A 17,901-nucleotide genomic window follows, 5' to 3' on the forward strand; every position below is an offset into this window, starting at 1 on the left:
GCTTTTCTCCTTGGCGGATTTGGGTGACGGCGCTTTTCAAGTCAGCCTCAGCCCAGATCCTGATCCGTGATCCCGGGAATAATGATCCCCCGCGCCCGGGCCGTTTCAACCGCCTTTTCATATCCCGCATCCGCATGGCGGATAATGCCGGTGGCCGGGTCGTTTCTGAGCACCGTGGTGACCCTTAGCTCCGCTTCCTTGCTGCCGTCGGCCACAGTCACCTGGCCCGCGTGCATGGCATAGCCAATGCCCACGCCGCCGCCGTCGTGAAAAGAGGTCCAGGCCGAACCGGAGGCCACGCTGGTCATGCAGTTTAAAAGCGCCCAGTCGGCCACCGCGTCCGAACCGTCTTTCATGGCCTCGGTCTCCCGATAAGGTGAAGCCACTGACCCGCAGTCCAGATGGTCCCTGCCAATAACCAAAGGCGCCTTGACCTTGCCCGAGGCCACCAGGTCGTTGAATATTTTGCCTGCTTTATCCCTTTCCCCGTAACCCAGCCAGCAGATCCTGGCGGGCAGGCCCATATGGGTTACCTTTTCCGCGGCCATTTCAAGCCAGCGGACCATGCGTGTTTTATAGGGAAAGGCCTCGATCAGGGCCTGGTCCGTGGCCTCGATATCGGCCGGGTCCCCGGAAAGGGCGGCCCAGCGGAAGGGTCCTTCTCCTTCGCAGAAAAGGGGGCGTATAAAGGCCGGGGTAAAGCCGGGATAGTCCATGGCGTTTGTCACGCCCCGGGTCAGGGCCTGGCCCCTTAAGTTGTTTCCGTAATCAAAGGCGACCGCCCCCCTGGCCTGCATCTTCAAGATGGCCCGGCAATGGGTGGCCATGGATTTAAGGGAAAGCTCCTTATATTTTTCCGGGTCCTGTTTGCGCATCAAAAGGGCTTTTTCATAGGGGATGCCCATGGGTACATAACCGTTCAGCTCATCGTGGGCGCTGGTCTGGTCGGTTATCACATCCGGGATAAAGTTTTTTTCAAGCATTGCCGGCAGCACTTCAGCCGCATTGCCCAAAAGCCCTATGGAGAGCGGTTTTTTGTCTGCCGCCGCCTGGCGGGCCATTTTCATGGCTGTGTCCAGATCCGGGGCTGTTGTATCCAGGTAGGCGGTCTCAAGCCGCCTTTGGATGCGCTTTTCATCCACCTCCACAATAATGGCCACACCGTTGTTCATGGTGACCGAAAGGGGCTGGGCCCCGCCCATGCCGCCCAGGCCTGCGGTGACAACTATTTTTCCCTTCAAGTCTCCCTGGTAATGCCGGTCCGCCAAAGAGGCAAAGGTCTCGTAAGTGCCCTGGAGTATGCCCTGGCTCCCGATGTATATCCAGGAGCCCGCGGTCATCTGGCCGTACATCATGAGCCCTTTTTTATCCAACTCGTAAAAATGCTCCCAATTGTCCCATTTGCCCACCAGATTTGAGTTTGCTATCAAGACCCTGGGGGCGTGCTCATGGGTGGTTAACACTCCCACCGGCTTGCCGGACTGGACCAGCATTGTTTGGTTATTTTCCAGGCCGAGAAGGGTGCGCACCAGGGCGTCAAAGCAGGGCCAGTTGCGGGCCGCCTTGCCGTAGCCGCCGTAAACAATCAGTTCATCTGGGTTTTCGCCGTTTTCCGGATCAAGGTTGTTCAGCAGCATGCGCAAGGCCGCTTCCTGAAGCCAGCCTTTGCAATGGAGTTCCGTGCCTGTGGGGGCTTTCACCGGCCTTTTGCGGCCACAACCTATTTGCAGCTGTTCCATGAGTTTTTTTGACGGGGATTGAGTCACTTTAGCGCCTCCATGCTGAAAAGATTCCCGAAACTTGGCGAGGCAGACTTAAAACGGCGGGAGGCAAAAAAGCCCGGTAACGGCTTTTGCCAAAGAATGAGAAGCCTTGCCGGTTATTGGGGCCTACTGGGAAACCAATGACAACACCCTGAAAGCATTTGTTTTTATTTTAACAAAGTGCGCCTTTTTTTTTGGGGCGAATAAATGATTTCCAAGTCAGAATAAGTTGTATATACAATCTACTACCAGGGATGGGGGGGAGTCAAGTAAATAGAATAAACGTCTTGATCATCAGGATATTGGCATGGTTAACTAATGGGCGCGTCCTTGGGGAAAAAGAAAAGGCCCCATGATTTGCACGCATGGACATTTGGCCGGTTATGAGGGATTATTATAAGATATTTCCAAATCAGGATCGACAGCCCGCTTTGAAAAGACCGGAAACCCGGATTATTTCGACTAACAGGTTTGAAGATCGATCAAATTAAAATATTTGATAAAAAACAATAGTTTGCCTAGTGCGGGTTTAAAATGGCCAGGACAGCCTTTTAAAACACCCTGTTAAAGGCCGGGTGCAGGCCAAAAAGGGTGAAACCTGTATTTTGTTTACCAGCCGACCATACAAGAGGCCTTACATGCATCCCGATTCCAAAGAAACCGCAAAAAAGGATTCCACACCCTTGCCTTTATATCAGCAGGTCAAGGAACATATCCTTTCAAATATCAAGGCCGGGCAGTGGCCGGCCGGAGCCAGGGTGCCTTCTGAGAATGAGCTGGTGGATTCCCTGGGCGTTTCCCGCATGACCGCCAACCGGGCCGTACGGGAGCTGACCGCGGAAGGCGTGCTGGTGCGCATGCAGGGGAAGGGCACCTTTGTCCGGGAGCGTAAACCTGTTGCCACGCTTTTGGAAATAAAACCCATAGCTGATGAAATCGCCCAGAAGGGCGGGGTTCATTCGTCTCGCCTGCATATTCTCGAGATGGTGCGCTCACAGGGAGAATTGGCGTTGGCCATGAACCTGACGCCGGGCGACAAGGTTTGTCATGTAGTTTTGGTTCATATGGATAATGGCAACCCGGTGCAGTTGGAGGATCGCTATGTGAATCCCCTGGTGGCCCCGGAGTTTATGGAGCAGGATTTTACAAAGACCACCCCCAGCCGCTATCTGCTTGATGTCGCTCCCCTCACCGAGGTGGAACATGTAGTCGAGGCCCTGTTGCCCGACAAAAACACCCAGGATCTCCTCTACCTTAACGGCCCTGAACCCTGCTTGGTGCTTTATCGGCGGACCTGGTCCCATGACAAGGTGGCCACCCGTTCCACCTTTGTGCATCCCGGCTCCAGGTTCAGGTTGGGCGGGCGCTTCAAACCCTCTTCCCAGGCAAGGCCGCTTGAGGCCTGATTCAGGATTATTTTTCCAAAATGAGATCTCCGGTTTGATTGGGATATGATCGAGGTCGGCCCCTTAAGCTATAATTATTAAGAGATGGATTTAGGTAATAAAGCTTAAAATTATACTTTAATAGTTGCCCCGGAATTCCAAATGGCATCTGCAAATACTTAAACGGGAGGGGATTGGTGCGGTTTTACGAATTAAAATAGGGTCTTAAAAAGTTATGGATAAAGTAATGAAGATCTTCTGAACTTTATTAATAATTATCTTTGTTTTCGCCTTTGGGCCAAGCCCGGCCCAACCTGATTCCCTTGTGGTTGTGGGCGATGCTAAGTACCCGCCTTTTGAATTCCTCTCCCTGGACGGTAAATCCCACAGCATATTTGTGGATGTCTGGAATTTTTGGTCCCAAAAAACAGGCACGCAGGTTGAATACCGCCTTATGGAATGGTCCAACGCCCTGTAGGCAGTGGAAAACGGCGAGGCCGATGTGGTGGGCGGTATTTTCTTCAGCCCGGAAAGAGTCCAAAAATTCAGTTTCTCTTCGCATTACTACCAGATTCCGGCAAACATTTTTTTTCATAGCAGCATTTACGGCTTGAGAAATCTGAAAGACTTAGACGGCTTCAGGGTGGGGGTGGTGGCCCAGGACTATTCGGTGACCTATCTGCTGAATAATCGACCGGCCTTAAATCTTGTGCTTTATTCCAATGCCGAGATGATGATCAAGGCTGCCCACAAAGGTGAGATAAGGGTCATGGTCGGTGATGCGCCGGTGATCCGGTTTTATTTGGCCAAATATGAATTGATTGATGAGTTCAAGCAACCGGCCAAAGCCCTTTACAGGGGAAAAGTTAATTCGGCGGTTAAAAAGGGCAACACCCAAACCCTGAACTTGGTAGCCGGGGGCTTTGCCAAGATTACAGATGAGGAGCTTTCCGCGATTACGGAAAAATGGGTGGGGATAAAGGTTTGGAAAAGACTGCCCTGGTTCTGGATATCAATTGGTCTGGCAGGCGGGGTGCTGGTGCTTTTGATCATGTTTTTATGGAACCGCCAGCTTTCCAGGCGCATCCAGACAGCCACTTCTGATATCAGGTCAAAGCAAAGGGCCCTGGAAAAATCCCGCCAGGAGCTCAAAGAACGCGAGGCGTTTTTCAGGCATTTCACCGAGCACACCGAAGACTGCATTATGCGCTTTGCTCGCGAATTCAGGCATCTGTATGTGAATAGAGTGGCGGAGCTTACCACCGGCATCAAGATGGCAGACTTCATAGGTAAAACTCATCAGGAGTTGGGCTTTCCCGAGGATTTGACCAAACAGTGGCATTCCGCGTTGGAAGAGGTTTTCAGTACTGGGGAACCCAAAAAAATAGAATTCCAGTTACCCAACGGCATCTGGATGGATTGGCTGGTTTTTCCGGAAAAAGGTCCTGAAGGCGAAGTTAAAAATGTAATGACTTCCGCCAGGGAAATAACGGACCGTAAGAGGGCAGAGCAAGAGATCAGGCGGCTCGGCCAGTTTCTGGAGGGAGTGATTGAAAACGCCAATGTCTGGTTGACTGTTTTGGACGCCGATTACAAGGTTTTAATCTGGAATCGGGCGGCCGAGCCGATCAGTGGCTATAACCGGGTGGTGGGCTCCAGGAAGATCTGGCGGAACTTGTTTTCTGATCAGGTCTCCAGAGCCTTTGCGTTCTCCAAAATTAAAGAAGTTTTTAATGATCTTTTATCCCTTGAGGATATTGAGACTCCCATCCGCACCCGCATGGGTGGAAAGAAGGTGATTGCCTGGAATTTAAGGCCTCTTATGGATGAGAAAGGCAAGTCTTCCGGCTTGATCGCCATGGGAAGGGAGGTAACCGAAAACGCCGACCTTGAGGAAAGATTGCGACAGTCCCAGAAAATGGAGGTTATAGGCACTCTTGCCAGCGGCGTGGCCCATGGTTTCAATAATCTTTTACAGGCAATGACAAGCTATGTGCAGCTTCTTTTGTTCAAATGTGAGGATAGAACGGATGAGCATAAATACCTCATGGAGATAGCCGGTTCAGTAGATCGAGCCGCTGACTTGGTTAACCGGCTTCTGGCCTTTGGGCGCAAGATGGCAAGCAGACCCAGGCTGCTTGAACGGACCATTCCCAAGATGGTGAGAATAGAAACAAGGGCGGCTCCTGATCTGAGGCTGGTGAATGCGGATTCCACTCAACTGGAGCAGGTTTTGGTGAACCTGGCCAACAATGCCAAGGACGCCATGTCCGAAGGCGGCAGGCTGACCACTGTCACGGAAAACGCTTGTTCTTCCGGCCGGGAAAAACATAGCTTGGAGGGGGGCAAAAGGGGATTATGTAAAACTTACGGTAAGTGACACCGGCTTCGGCATGGACAGGGAGACTATGAGTCATATGTTTGAGCCTTTTTTTACCACCAAGGAAGAGGGAAAGGGAACCGGCCTGGGGCTTGCCATGGCCTATGGCATTATAAAGGCCCATAAGGGGGTGCTTCTTTGTCAAAGTGAGCCTTCCCAAGGCTCGGTTTTTCCATTTACCTGCCCGCAGCCCCGAAAGACGCCGTTTTATTGGAAGAACCCAAACCTCTGACGGAAAATGCCACAGGCAACCGGGAAACCATTTTGCTGGTGGATGGTAAGGCTGCCATCCGAAAGGCGGCCAAGGAATTCCTGGAGTTGGGTAACTACAAAGTCTTAACCGCTGAGAACGGCGAGCAGGGAATAGCGATTTTCAGAGAAGATAAACAGGGGATCGAATTAGTAATATTGGATCTGGGTATGCCCGGCATGGGCGGGTCCAAGGCCATGAGCCGCATCCTTGCGGTGGACCCCGAGGCCCGAATTTTGATAGCAAGCGGTTATTCCCAACAAAAGCAGGTCAGGGAGTCTTTGAACCATGGTGCGGGCGGTTTTATAGCCAAACCTTATCGTTTGATGGATTTAATGAAAAAAATTGGCGAGATGATCAATTCCTGACAACCCATGATTCCATCTCTGTCCGAATTGTTCCCCCGGTCTGATCGGGCTGTCATTTCAGGCTGCAGGGAGTGGGCGGGTCCTTTTTATCTTTATCCTTGTAAAAAGGCCAAAACAGTTTCAACCACAGGTTTTTGAAACGCCTTTCAGTTTTTTGGGGTTTACTTTTGTTGCCAGGGGGTAATTGGGGTCCGGTCATGTTGCCTTTCCTTGCTTTAATGTTTTTTTCTGGTCGTAATGTGTCGTAAATGTTCTTCCACCACCTCAGGTGGGCTGGTGCGCAAAAGGTTAAGTAAAGACAAGACCAGGATCAGGGCGTCATCGGCAAAGCCGATGGCCAGGAAAAAGTCCGGGATCAAATCCGTTGGCAGGATCAGGTATGCCAGAGCCAGGCCAACCGGCAGCTTGGACCAAAGCCCCACTCTCCCATCCCTTAAAAGCCCCCAATAGAGCCTTAAATAGGTTGGTGTGAAATAGTTTAAGAAGAAAAGCCAGTTTCCTCGCATTTAGCATCCGGTAATTTGCTTGTTGCAGGCAATTTGCAATTTGGTTGTCCGGTCTGTTCACCTTTACTTTGAAAGACCCGCTCCAATATCTTAACCTCTGTACGGGGCCTTGGCCCATGATTTTGATTGAACGGAATTCAAGTAAATAGCTTATTTGTGTGATCTGTTTGATTAAGTTAGAATAGCCTCGATATTTTTATGCTTGACCGGGATGTTGTTTTCCGTACAGGAGTAGATTTACCCATGGTTCGGTTTATAATTATATTGCTTGTCCTGGCAGTGGGGGGAGTATATTTCTTTTTTGACGGAGACTGGGAAAAGGCGGGCGAGCAGGCCGGAAAAGTCGTCTCCGAGGCCACCCAAAAGGCCACGGAACTGAAAAAAGGATTCGATAAGGGAATTAAGGAAAAATAGCCTCAAACTCGGCGAATAGCCTTGAGGAGCCTTTCCTTGGCGGGCTCACGGGCCCGCCAAATTGCAATGGCTCGAAAAAATAAGTGATTTTCCAGACTTGGCTTCCAAAGGTCGAGACGACTTAAAAAACCTGTTGGAGCTGTTGCTATCTACAAACCGCGCAGAGCCAGGGCCGAAAAGGCCGGGCCCCATGGAGCATCAATCGGGCATATGAATCCCACAGCCAGTCCAATTGCCCCTCCCCTAAGCATAGATCATCTTTTGCTTAAGACAGAGCAAGGCAAGTTAAAGTGGAAAAGGGTCGGTCACAACCGCTACTTCCTCAATCTGGGAGATCTGGGTGTGACCTGTCAGGCGTTCCAGCATCGGCTGATCCTTGAAATGGTGCATTTTCTTGGTGACGAGTGTTATTACCAGGAGGAATTGACCGCCTTGGGCAAGGGTCCTGTGGCCGGTTTGGTGGAGGCCATAGAAAAGGACCTGACAGGCAGGCCTGTCAAGGCTGCCCCAAAAAAGTAATGATCACCTTCATGAAGGTGATTTCCGTAACTGGATTGATCCTGTTTTGAGCCCGGAAAGCGAGTGTTAAATGGCAGATCCCGCAGACCGCCCCACCGGCATGGAATACATGAAAAAACTAACTTCAGGCGAGATCTCCCATCCTCCGGCAGCCCTTTTAATGGGGTTCAGATGGGTTAACGTGGGCCCTGGTTGGGCGGTTGTGAAGTTAAAGGCCTCGGCTGAACATGAAAACCTCATGGGCAGCATGCACGGGGGCATTTTCGCCTCTTTGGCCGATGCCGCCATGGGCGGCGCCATGGGCTCCACCCTTGTGAATGATGAGGCTCACACCACCTTGGAGTTAAAGATAAATTTCCTTAAACCTGTCTGGGATTCAGATCTTACAGCCAAGGGCAGGATAATCAAAAGAGGCCGCACCATCAGCCTGGCCGAAGCGGAGATCTTCGATCAAAAAGAAAATTTGGTGGCCAAGAGCACCGGCACCTTTATGGTTCTAAACGGTAAAAAAGCCAAGGGAAGAGGGATGAAGGAACGTTGAAAAGCTGGGCGGAGGCGCCTTATGCACCGAGAGAAGCGGGATAATTGCCCTTCCATGCGGCTTTTATCCGTTACCCATGGTTTTGAGGCCTTTTATCCAGCACTTCCCTGATCAGGGTCAAAAGATGGGTGAAGCGATAGGGCTTTTTAATGTAACCCACCGCGCCCTTTTGCCTGGTATCTTGGGCGTGGTCCACAGCCGCATAGCCGCTGGCGATTATCACTTTTAGCTCAGGATCTTTTTGTATTAATTTTTCCAGGCACTTTTTCCCTCCCATCCCCGGCATCCCCAGGTCCAGCACCACCAGATCAATGGCGCCTTTTTCTTTTTCGTGGCAAACAAGCGCTTCTTCGCCGCTGGATGCGGTGATTACCTCATAGCCGGACTGGCTGAGTATTTGGCTGGCTACGTTGGTAATGTTTTTTTCATCATCCACCACCATTATTTTTTCATTGCCAGTGGATGTCTGAAGCTTGGCTTCCTGACGGGTGATGGTTGTTGCTTTACCCAACTCGACCGCCGGAAGATCAATATTAAAGGTTGTTCCCTTGCCTGGAATACTTTGGCAGGAAATATTGCCATTATGATTCTGGATGATTCCGTAAACCACCGAAAGCCCCAACCCGGTTCCCTTGCCAACGGACTTGGTGGTGAAAAAGGGGTTGAATATCTGCTCCCTGGTGGTCTTATCCATTCCACAGCCATTGTCCTGAACTGTTATCCGCAAAAGGTCGGACCCTTTTGTTTGGGAGGTTTCTTCCTCTTGGTCTGTGGATCGGACGGCACGGGTTTTTATTGTCAGGCAGCCGCCTTCCGGCATGGCATCGTTGGCATTGGAGCCCAGGTTGATAATCACCTGTTCCAGCTGAGTGGCGTCTCCCTGGGTCTGAGGCAGGTTTTCCGACAAATCCAACTTGATCCGCACCATCTTGGGGATGGTTCTTTCAAGAATTCTTACCGCGCTTTTGATCACCTGGTTCAGATTGACCATCTCCAAATCCGGCCTGTGTTTTCTGGAATAGGTCAAAAGACGTTTAACCAGTTCAGAGGCCCTTTGGGTGATGGATTCAATTTCAAGAAGGTTTTCCTTGATTGCCGGAGTTATGTTCGGATCCCTTACACTTAACTGGGCAAAACCGCTTACGCCCTGGATCAGGTTGTTAAAGTCATGGGCAATACCCCCGGCCAAGGTTCCAACCGCCTCCATTTTTTGAGAGTGACGGAGCTGGTTTTCCAGCCTGTCCTGCTCGGTCATATCTGTGCAGATGCCCACCATTCCGGTGATTTTTTTGTGTGAATCAAAATTAGGCGCGGATGAGACTAAGAAACGGCGGGTCTGGCCGTCTTTTGTAGTCAGGCTAAGGATTTTTTCGGCAACAGTCTGCCTTTGGTTTAGCACCAGATCAAATATCTCACGGCAGGTTTCGCGGGATTCTTCATCAATAAACGCCTCGAATTTTCTGCCCAATATTTCTATCGGCACAAATCCCAGCACATTGCGCCAAGCCGGATTAACATAGGTGAAAACCCCTCTGGGATCCAGGATATAGATCAGGTCGGGCACATTATCGCTTAAGGAGCGGAAACGCTCTTCAGCCAGCTGCAGGTGCCTGAAGAAAAGGAGATTGCTCAGGGCGGTTGAGATGCGCAATGAAATAGCCTTAAAAAGCTTCTGCTCTTCTGAGGACCATATCCGGTCATAGGAACATTGATCCATGCCAAGCAGCCAGGGCAGGCCCAGTTTGGGTTGAATGGCTATATTCATTTCGGATTTGGTCTGTATTCCGGTCAACATTTTAGGCAGCTTTCCATATGGGTGTCTTCCGTATAGAAGCGGGCCTTCACTGGAAAGGGCGTTTTTAAAGACACTTCTCACTTCAGAGGAAAGAGGTGTGTCATTTTTATGCTCAGGGCTTATGGGATAGGCCGGGTTGCAGTATTCTTCCTGAAGTCTCCAAAAACCATACCTGGGATCGCAGGGATGTAAGAGCCAGACCCGGTCTGCCTTGAACATTTCAAAAAGGGTTTTCAGGATCTGTCGCTGGGACTCTTCCAGGTCCATGGTGTCTCTTAATTTGTCATCAATCTTTTCCAGGGCGCTCAGGTAGTTAACCTGCTTGAGCCTGGCTTTTTCCGCCTCGGTTTTTTGGGCGATTTCCTTATGCAGGCGTTGATTGAATTTGTATAAGAAGATACTCACCAGTGCTATGAGGCAAAAACCCACAAAGGTTATCAAGGCCAGCCAGCGAAGCCAGGTGTCATCAAAAGCCATGCTTTTATTGTATATAAAGTCGCTTAAGTCCATGTCTTTCGGCACTAATTTGAACTTGGCAAAGGTGTCGGCTATATAACGCCAGCGGCCGGGATTCATGTGCCCCAATTCCACCAGTTCGGGCAAAATCAGCTCCTGCATGGCCTTGGCCTCATAGCTCAGGTGATCCCTGGTTTTTCGGCCCGGATATTTTTTCAGGATGTATTCGATCAGTTCACCCGGACGCTGCAGGGCGTATCGCCAGCCCTTCAAGCTTGCGTCCAGAAAATTTTGGACCAACTGCGGATCATCTTTGATCAGGCTTTTGGTGGTAAAGAGGCAGTCACCATAAAAATTAATGCCATAGCTGATGGGATTGATAACGTTGTACTCTATGCCCCGGCTTTCCAGCCAATAGAGTTCATTGGTCTGATAGGCGCTTACAGCGGCAATGGATTGGTCGAAATAGTGGCTCTTTTGGGTGGTCCCGTCCAGAATTTCTATTTGATCAAGACTTATGCCTTCATTCATAAAGATGGCGTGCAGCTCAACATCCCTGAAACTTCTGGTCATCTTGATTCTTTTACCCAGCAGGTCCTGTGGAGTTAAGAAGTTGTTTTCCTTTCGGGAGACCAATACCAGTGGTGAATGTTGAAAAATTGCTGCCAGCACCACCACTGGATTACCCTGGGCCTTTTGCATGATCAGTTCCGAACTGGCCACTCCGAACTGGGATTGACCACTTAAAACCGATTTAACAGCTTCCCTGTTCAAGCCTCCTTCCAGGATTTCAACTTCAATACCCGCATCCCTGTAATATCCTTGCGCCTTGGCGGCATAATATCCGGCAAACTGAAACTGATGCCGCCACTTCAAATGGAGGGTGACTTTTTTTAATTTTTTTTTGGGTGGTTTGGCCTGGGCGGTATGGTTCAAGGTCATGCACAAGAAAAAAATGCACAACATGCCCATACCCAAACGGACAAGGTGGCGGGTGTTCAAATATGGCAATGAATACTTTTTATTTAGGTGGTGGGGAGGTTCCATATGCGTGCCTGTTGCCATGCCATGAGGTTTAACGGTCTGTTAGAATTCTGTTCGCCGCCTGGCCTTAAAACTTAAATTCTAGCAAAGTGTAGCGGAGGCTTGGGAAATAGTTTGTTCCGCTTGCTGCGAAATAATGCTTATAAAAATCGATACGGGCCAAAAACGCCTGCGGGCATGGTTTGCCAGCGGGGTTGAGCGGTCTCGGCCAAGGCCCTTACCTTGCGGAAAGGGCCTTGGGATGTCAATGGTTTTTTTAACGGGAGGGCTTTCTGGGAGCCTTGAATAGAATGGCGTAAAGAACCGGCACTACGAACAAGGTCAAGATGGTGGCAAAGGCCAAGCCTGACATAATCGATACGGCCATGGAATTGAAAAATGCATCGAAAGCCAGGGGAATCATACCCAGAACCGTGGTGACGGCGGCCATGGTCACCGGCCTGACCCTGCTTACACTGGCGTCTGAAATGGCGCTGAACAGATCTTTACCCTGTTGGGCCTCCAGGTCTATCTGGTCGATAAGTACAATGGCATTTTTTATAAGCATGCCCGAAAGGCTCATCAGCCCCAAAAGCGCCATAAAGCCAAAGGGTAATTTGGTCAGCAAAAGACCGGCGGTTACGCCTATCACCGAAAGCGGCACGCACAGGAAGATGATGATCGGCTGTCTGACGGCATTAAAGAGCATGATCACCGAAAGGACCATAACTAAAAGCGGCATGGGTACATTGTTAAAAAGTGAATCCTGAGAATCCTTGGAATCCTCATATTCTCCACCCCATTCAAGTTCATAACCCGTCGGCAGTTTCAAATTTTCGATTTTAGGCTTCAGCTGGCTCAAAAGGGTGTCTGCCGTGCCTTTTCCCGGGTCGCATATAACCGTTAAGGTGCGTGTGCGGTTTCTGCGCCGCACAATGGGGTCTTCAAAGGTGGTTCGAACCCCGGATATAACCTGGCGCAGAGGAATCATTCGGCCGGCTACAGGGCTGAATATCTGGAGATTATTGATATTTTTTATATCCTTGCGTTCGGATAGCGGGCTTCGGGCGATAATCGGCAAAAGTTTGTCGCCTTCCCGGTAAACTCCGGCTATCTTGCCTTCAAAGGCGGCTTTCAAGGCGGTCGCCACCTGGGGGCGGTTTATGCCTGTGCGCTCGGCCTCCACCGGCGAGAACAAAGGACGTACGACCTTGGTCCTTTGCCGCCAGTCAGTGCGGATATCCTTGGCATTTTCGTTTTGGGCCATGATGGCTTCGGCTTTACCTGCCAGCTCACGTAAAACAGCCGGGTCCGGTCCGGAGAAACGGGCCCTGATTTTGCCCGGAGCGCCTGGCCCCAACAGGAATTTTCTTGTGAAAATTTGGGCCTGGGGGCAGTTGGCCAAGGCATAGTCGCGGACTTTTTTCTGGAGTTCGGGGACCTTGGTGTAGTCGTCCACCGAGACCATGAGCTGGGCAAAGCTGGGGTTTGGTTTCTCCGGTTGCAGGGTCAGGGCAAAGCGCATGCTGCCTTGCCCCACAAAAGAGGCCACGGAAGTGATGTCTTTTTGTTTTAAGAGAAAAGTCTCAAGCTTCTTAACCAGTTTGTCTGTTTCCTGGATGTGGTCGCCTTGATTCATCCAGCAGTCGACCACAAACTGAGGCCTGGTGGAATCGGGGAAAAAGCTCTTTTGCACATACTTGAAGGAATAGATGGAGGCGGCCAAAAGGGCTGCCATCAAAAGGACCGTGAGCCAGCGGAAACGAAGGGCTCCGCCAAGAACCTTGCGGTAAACCCGGTAGATCACCCCGCGATAAGGATCTGATCCTTCCGGCTTTTCGGATTTTTTGCTTGGTTTTAAAAGAGCCACGCAAAAAAGCGGCGTGGCTGTTACGGCCAGAATCCAGCTCAGCCCCAGGCTGATCAGCATAACCTGAAACAAAGACCGGCAGTATTCCCCGGTGGCATCGTCAGACAAACCGATAGAGGCAAAGGCCATGACCGCCACCACCGTGGCTCCCAAAAGGGGCAGGGCGGTTTGTTTCACTGTATCTACGGCAGCCTGTACGGGGTTTTTACCCTGGCTGGTTTTGATCAGTATGCCTTCGGTCACCACAATGGCGTTATCCACCAGCATGCCCAGGGCAAGGATAAGGGCTCCCAGGGAGGTGCGTTGAAGGTCTATGCCCCATAACCACATGGCCACAAAGGTGCCGCCAATGGTTAAAAGCAAGATGGAGCCGATCACCAGGCTGGAACGCCAGCCCATGAAGATGAGAAGCACCAGAAAGACAATGGCCAGGGCCTCCAGCAGGTTTATCAGGAAGCTGTCCACAGCCCTGGATACGCCGTCTGACTGATAAGAAACAATCCCCACTTCCATGCCCACAGGCGCGGTTCGGGTGATTTGTTGCAGCTTTTTCTTAACCGCCCGGCCCATGTCAACCACATTTCCGCCGGAGACAATGGAGATGCCAAGACCAACCGCGGGTTTGCCGTTTAAGCGCATGTTAAGGCGGCTGGGCTCCAGGTAGCCCCGTTTGATTTGGGCCACATCCCTGACCCGGATAACCTTTTCGGCAGTGCTGCCCCTGAGAACCTGGTTTTCCATTTGTTTGACCGAGGTGTACTGGCCCGTGGGGTCCAAGGGGAGGTATTCCGGCCCCACCCGCACCCGGCCCGCGTCCGCGGCCGAGTTCTGGCCCTGCAACGCCTCGAGCACCCGCATCGGAGGGATGCCGAGCTGAGACATGCGGTTGGTGCTCATCTCCACATAGACCACCTCATGCCTCTGGGCGAAAAGCTCCACCTTGGCCACGTCCTTGACCAAAAGCAGTTTTTTGCGCAGCTCTTTGGCATATTCTTCCAGTTCGGCCAGGGTGTAACCGTCTCCGGTTATGCCCAGAAAAATGCCGTATACATCGCCATAATCATCCTGCACTTCAGAGGGGCCCGCTCCGGGCGGCAGGTCCGGTTGCACGTCGTGGATCTTGCGCCTGAGCTCATCCCAGACCTGGGGCAGGGTTTCCTTGCCGTATTGATCTTTTATATGAACCGTTACAATGGAAAGCCCGCGTTCGCTCTTGGAGTCCACCCTGTCCAGTTGGGGAAGCTGCTGGACCGCAATCTCTATCTTGTCGGTCACTTCCTGCTCAACCTCAACAGAGGTGGCTCCGGGGTAGGGGGTTATTACCAGGGCCTCCTTGATGGTGAACTCGGGGTCTTCCAGACGGCCCAGATGAAGAAAGGTGTAGGCCCCGGCAAACAAAAGCACCAGGCACAATACAACCGTGATAGTGCGTTTTCTGATGGCCAGTTCCGCTATGTTCATGGCTAGTGGGTCCCTTTCATAGAGGAAAGAACAGAGACCTTCATGCCTTCCCGCAGGTGATGCACCCCTGCGGTGACTATGGTCTGGCCGCTTGCAAGCCCCTTGGTCACCTCAATGCTCGAGCCTCTCAGCCTTCTGATAGTGACAGGGGTTTTATGGACCTGCATTGTCTTCTGGTTCAATATCCAGCAAAAGCGCTTACCCTGGTTTTCCTCCAAAACAGACTCAACCGGAACCCAAAAGGATTTGCCCCGGCCCTGGTTCAGGTTTGAAAGCACTGCTTTAACCTGTGCGGTCATGCCGGGCAGAATATTCACATCATTGGGCGCGGGCAGGGTCACTGTGAGCTGATAGGTTTGGGTCACCGGGTCCGCCTCGGTGGAGATCTCTTTCAAACCGGCCGAAAAAATCCGGTTCGGCAGGGCCGGGAAGCTCACCACTATATTTCTTATATTGTCTTTGTGGGCATGCACCAGATCCCTTTGCGGAACCTGGATCACCACCTCTATGTTGGAGACATCCTGCAGGCTTATTATGGACTGCTTGGGCATTACGTCCTGGAAGTTGTCCACATACCGCTGGGCCACCAGCCCAGAGAAGGACGCCTCCAGGCGGGTGTCCGCGAGTGCGGCCCGGGCTGCGTTGTAGCGGGCCTTGGCCACCTGAAAACCGCTTTCAACCTGATCAAAGGTGGATTGAGGCACGGCGCCTCTTTTTAGCAGCTTTTTGTGCCTTTTGTGCTGCCTTTCAGCCTCTATGAAAGCCGCCTTGGCCTTGGACAGGTTTATACGGTAGTCCCTGGGGTCGATCTCTGCCAGCAGTTGCCCCTTCTGCACGTATTGGCCTGCTATGACCGGCAGCTTCACCAAAGGGCCCGAGACTCGAAAAGAGAGGTTAACCTTGCGGGCGGCTCTCACCTTGCCCGGGTATTCAAGCCTGCCCTCGGTAGTCGACTCGGGAGTGGTAAGGGTCAGGGTCTTTACCGGCCTTATTGGGGGCTCGGCCTGGGGATCTGAAGATGCGTTTTGATCCTGGCATCCCTGCAAGCTAAGCAGGCAAAGGCAAAAGACCACGGTAAAGGCTTTAATGGTCATATTCTTGGTGGACATTTTTTCTTTCTCTTTATTCCTGGTTAGCGGTGCGCAAACCCGCAGCCATCATGGAAACCGAATAATTTTCCAGTTGTTCTTCAGTTAATTCAACTCCAAAGTGGTCGGCTTCCAGCTCAAGGGTGGGCATGTTGGTGGACAGGCTCAGAAAAAGGGCGCTAAAAACCACCATTCTTTTTAAAACCGCCTTGTGCCGTTCCGGCGGAAAGAAGCTAAGAATTGTGTTGGCCATTTGCCAGTCAGCCTCTGTTTCGGCGATTCTCTGGTACATCTCCCGCATTTTGTCCTTGGGGCCGGTCATGATGTGTCCCATTATGCGGACGAAATCCGGAAAAGACCTGCGATAATGGCTGAGTGTGCCGATATAGACCCGCAGGACCTCCTCCAGGGTGGGTTTTGACGCCTTTTTAAGGAGCCTTTTCAGCTGGTTACCCCGGTTTTGATAGTAGTCGTTGAACCTGCGGTCTATCACTTCGTTGATCAGGGTTTCCTTGTTGCCGAAGTAATAGTGAATTGCGCCCAAATTGGCCTTGGCCTTTTGGGTTATGGCGCGCAAGGATGTCTGGCTCACGCCCGATTCGGCAAAAAGCCTTTCCGCCGCATCCAGGATATTTTCCTTGGTGTCACCCATCAATAAACTCCATTAAGTCATACGTGTGAATCTATACGTACGTATGACTTAGCACTTTATTCCATATTGTCAAGACAGAATTAATAATTATGCGGTTTTAAAAAATCTTTTTAGGCTCTTAAACCTGCCGGCAGATGGATGGAATCCCGATTCTCGGAAAGCGTCCGGCTTTTAATATAGATACGGTGTTGCGCGCCTTACGGGCAAGCGGCCTGAATCTCAGGTCATGGGGGGGTGAGGGAGTTCAGGATGAACTGTGGATTATCTGTTTAAGTCTTTCAAGTAGCCCAGGTTTTCCTTTTTGGCTTAAATCGGCCAGCAGGTCCCGGGCGGTCTGGGGCCCTTTGGGTTCTTCCAGGAGTTTTGTAAAAAGAAATTCCAGCTCTTTTTCAGCGCCGGGCAGATTCATATCCGCTAGTATCCAGCGTTTTATGACTACATGCCGCAGGTTTAAGGTCAGGTTTTGGGTGTAGGGATAGGAAGGCGTGTTTTTACGCCAGTGATCCTGCAGGTTCATGAATTTTTGAGCCGCTTCCCTTACCAACTCCCAATGCCCCATCTCAAGATGCGCCCAGGTAAGGGAAAAATAGGAATCAGGGTAATCCGGCAACGAATTCCGGCATTCATTTGCCCAGAGAACCACTTCGCCGTGACGTTCCAGCTGGGTGAGGCTTATCCAGATGGGATGGTAAATACGCACAAGCATGCGGGCCGGTGTTTTTCGGGCTTTGGCCAGTTCAAGGGCCTTTAGCCCGGCGGTGAGGGCCTGTTGAGCTGTTTCGGGCCATATCATCTGGGTTTGGGCCAGGTAGGTGAGGGCAGTGGGATTTTTCGGCTCCTTTTCGACCCAATTCCGGATCAGGGCCAGGTTGCGCAGGTTTTTTTGGCGCATCACCTGCGGCCCTTGGGCAAATCCGTGGTGAATCAGGCGCAAGGGGGAACGCAGGCATTTGCCTTTAAGTCCGATCAGAGTCTCATGGATATTGCCCTTGAATTGAAGGCCCGCGTTGTTTCTAAAAAACCTTGGAGTGGATTGCAGGGTGTGGCCGCCGTCCGAAGAAAGGTGCAAAATATCGACAAAATAAGCGTCGCACTCGGGAATTTGAGTCAGCCCGGCTAAAAAGGGAGCTGTTTTTTGATCGAGTTTTTCATCGGCATCCAAGATCAGAAGCCAGTCTCCCCGGGCATATTCAAGGGACTGGTTTCTGTGCAGGGCAAAGCTGTTTTGCCACCTGTGCTGAAAAATGCGCGCCCCGAACTCCCGGGCCAATTCCATGGTTCGGTCTTGGGAGCCTGTGTCAACCAGGATGATTTCATCCACCCATTGTCTTGCGCTGCCCAGAGACATCTTGAGCCATTTTTCCTCGTTTCTGGCTATCATGCAGAGGCTTATAACAAGTTTTCGGGACATGTGGGCTTAGCTCCCATAT

15 protein-coding genes are annotated in these 17,901 nt (G+C 51.3%); 8 read left to right on the top strand and 7 right to left on the bottom strand.

Annotation, left to right across the window (positions count from 1 at the left end; all coding sequences use genetic code 11):
* Nucleotides 1-47 precede the first annotated feature (47 nt).
* A complete protein-coding gene (gene hutU, locus X474_RS05770) occupies nucleotides 48-1,739 on the bottom strand; it encodes a urocanate hydratase (protein WP_044347577.1) in 1,692 nt (563 codons plus the stop codon).
* Nucleotides 1,740-2,401: 662 nt separating this feature from the next.
* Between hutU and hutC the strand changes: the two genes are divergently transcribed.
* The 5 genes from hutC (at nucleotide 2,402) to X474_RS05790 (ending at nucleotide 6,146) form a co-directional block, all read left to right on the top strand.
* Nucleotides 2,402-3,169 (top strand): histidine utilization transcriptional repressor HutC, encoded by a 768-nt coding sequence (hutC, locus tag X474_RS05775; RefSeq protein ID WP_044347578.1) that lies wholly within the window; start codon nucleotides 2,402-2,404, stop codon nucleotides 3,167-3,169.
* A 304-nt stretch (nucleotides 3,170-3,473) separates the two neighbouring features.
* A complete protein-coding gene (locus tag X474_RS26015; RefSeq protein ID WP_156360640.1) occupies nucleotides 3,474-3,626 on the top strand; it encodes a type 2 periplasmic-binding domain-containing protein in 153 nt (50 codons plus the stop codon).
* 3 nt (nucleotides 3,627-3,629) lie between these two features.
* Nucleotides 3,630-5,528 (top strand): PAS domain S-box protein, encoded by a 1,899-nt coding sequence (locus X474_RS05780; protein WP_044347422.1) that lies wholly within the window; start codon nucleotides 3,630-3,632, stop codon nucleotides 5,526-5,528.
* A gap of 28 nt (nucleotides 5,529-5,556) precedes the next feature.
* On the top strand, nucleotides 5,557-5,760 hold the full coding sequence (locus tag X474_RS05785) for an ATP-binding protein (protein WP_231688293.1): 204 nt from the start codon (nucleotides 5,557-5,559) through the stop codon (nucleotides 5,758-5,760).
* A complete protein-coding gene (locus tag X474_RS05790) occupies nucleotides 5,739-6,146 on the top strand; it encodes a response regulator (protein ID WP_044347426.1) in 408 nt (135 codons plus the stop codon). The genes X474_RS05785 and X474_RS05790 overlap by 22 nt, the downstream gene beginning before the upstream one ends.
* A 215-nt stretch (nucleotides 6,147-6,361) precedes the next feature.
* Here the strand turns inward: X474_RS05790 and X474_RS05795 are convergent, their stop codons facing one another.
* The gene (locus tag X474_RS05795; protein ID WP_052514905.1) at nucleotides 6,362-6,652 is read right to left on the bottom strand and encodes a YkvA family protein; all 291 of its coding nucleotides are present in this window, start codon (nucleotides 6,650-6,652) and stop codon (nucleotides 6,362-6,364) included.
* A gap of 243 nt (nucleotides 6,653-6,895) precedes the next feature.
* Here X474_RS05795 and X474_RS26020 point away from each other — a divergent pair, with 243 nt between their 5' ends.
* The 3 genes from X474_RS26020 (at nucleotide 6,896) to X474_RS05805 (ending at nucleotide 8,126) form a co-directional block, all read left to right on the top strand.
* Entirely contained in the window at nucleotides 6,896-7,066 is a 171-nt protein-coding gene (locus tag X474_RS26020; protein WP_156360641.1) for a hypothetical protein, read from the top strand.
* Nucleotides 7,067-7,276: 210 nt separating this feature from the next.
* On the top strand, nucleotides 7,277-7,585 hold the full coding sequence (locus X474_RS05800; RefSeq protein ID WP_044347428.1) for a hypothetical protein: 309 nt from the start codon (nucleotides 7,277-7,279) through the stop codon (nucleotides 7,583-7,585).
* 70 nt (nucleotides 7,586-7,655) lie between these two features.
* Nucleotides 7,656-8,126, top strand: coding sequence for a PaaI family thioesterase (locus tag X474_RS05805; protein WP_044347429.1), 471 nt, complete (start codon nucleotides 7,656-7,658; stop codon nucleotides 8,124-8,126).
* Between the two features lie 70 nt (nucleotides 8,127-8,196).
* Here the strand turns inward: X474_RS05805 and X474_RS05810 are convergent, their stop codons facing one another.
* From X474_RS05810 to X474_RS05830, 5 genes are all read right to left on the bottom strand, one after another.
* Nucleotides 8,197-11,343 (bottom strand): ABC transporter substrate-binding protein, encoded by a 3,147-nt coding sequence (locus X474_RS05810; protein WP_197281990.1) that lies wholly within the window; start codon nucleotides 11,341-11,343, stop codon nucleotides 8,197-8,199.
* 334 nt (nucleotides 11,344-11,677) lie between these two features.
* A complete protein-coding gene (locus tag X474_RS05815) occupies nucleotides 11,678-14,731 on the bottom strand; it encodes an efflux RND transporter permease subunit (protein WP_044347430.1) in 3,054 nt (1,017 codons plus the stop codon).
* A gap of 2 nt (nucleotides 14,732-14,733) precedes the next feature.
* Complete coding sequence (locus X474_RS05820) at nucleotides 14,734-15,840, bottom strand: efflux RND transporter periplasmic adaptor subunit (protein WP_044347432.1); 1,107 nt, start codon at nucleotides 15,838-15,840, stop codon at nucleotides 14,734-14,736.
* A 13-nt stretch (nucleotides 15,841-15,853) separates the two neighbouring features.
* Complete coding sequence (locus X474_RS05825) at nucleotides 15,854-16,471, bottom strand: TetR/AcrR family transcriptional regulator (RefSeq protein WP_044347433.1); 618 nt, start codon at nucleotides 16,469-16,471, stop codon at nucleotides 15,854-15,856.
* Nucleotides 16,472-16,715: 244 nt separating this feature from the next.
* Nucleotides 16,716-17,882 (bottom strand): glycosyltransferase family 2 protein, encoded by a 1,167-nt coding sequence (locus X474_RS05830; RefSeq protein WP_044347435.1) that lies wholly within the window; start codon nucleotides 17,880-17,882, stop codon nucleotides 16,716-16,718.
* Nucleotides 17,883-17,901 lie beyond the last annotated feature (19 nt).

The organism is Dethiosulfatarculus sandiegensis (assembly GCF_000931935.2).
Lineage (GTDB): Bacteria > Desulfobacterota > Desulfarculia > Desulfarculales > Desulfarculaceae > Dethiosulfatarculus > Dethiosulfatarculus sandiegensis.

Coding starts and splice junctions, on each gene's coding strand:
- hutC (WP_044347578.1), top strand. CDS start 2,402: ATGCATCCCGATTCCAAAGAAACCGCAAAAAAGGATTCCACACCCTTG.
- X474_RS05805 (WP_044347429.1), top strand. CDS start 7,656: ATGGCAGATCCCGCAGACCGCCCCACCGGCATGGAATACATGAAAAAA.
- X474_RS05800 (WP_044347428.1), top strand. CDS start 7,277: ATGAATCCCACAGCCAGTCCAATTGCCCCTCCCCTAAGCATAGATCAT.
- X474_RS05795 (WP_052514905.1), bottom strand. CDS start 6,652: ATGCGAGGAAACTGGCTTTTCTTCTTAAACTATTTCACACCAACCTAT.
- hutU (WP_044347577.1), bottom strand. CDS start 1,739: ATGGAACAGCTGCAAATAGGTTGTGGCCGCAAAAGGCCGGTGAAAGCC.
- X474_RS05815 (WP_044347430.1), bottom strand. CDS start 14,731: ATGAACATAGCGGAACTGGCCATCAGAAAACGCACTATCACGGTTGTA.
- X474_RS05785 (WP_231688293.1), top strand. CDS start 5,557: ATGAGTCATATGTTTGAGCCTTTTTTTACCACCAAGGAAGAGGGAAAG.
- X474_RS05820 (WP_044347432.1), bottom strand. CDS start 15,840: ATGTCCACCAAGAATATGACCATTAAAGCCTTTACCGTGGTCTTTTGC.
- X474_RS05825 (WP_044347433.1), bottom strand. CDS start 16,471: ATGGGTGACACCAAGGAAAATATCCTGGATGCGGCGGAAAGGCTTTTT.
- X474_RS05810 (WP_197281990.1), bottom strand. CDS start 11,343: ATGTTGTGCATTTTTTTCTTGTGCATGACCTTGAACCATACCGCCCAG.
- X474_RS26020 (WP_156360641.1), top strand. CDS start 6,896: ATGGTTCGGTTTATAATTATATTGCTTGTCCTGGCAGTGGGGGGAGTA.
- X474_RS05830 (WP_044347435.1), bottom strand. CDS start 17,882: ATGTCCCGAAAACTTGTTATAAGCCTCTGCATGATAGCCAGAAACGAG.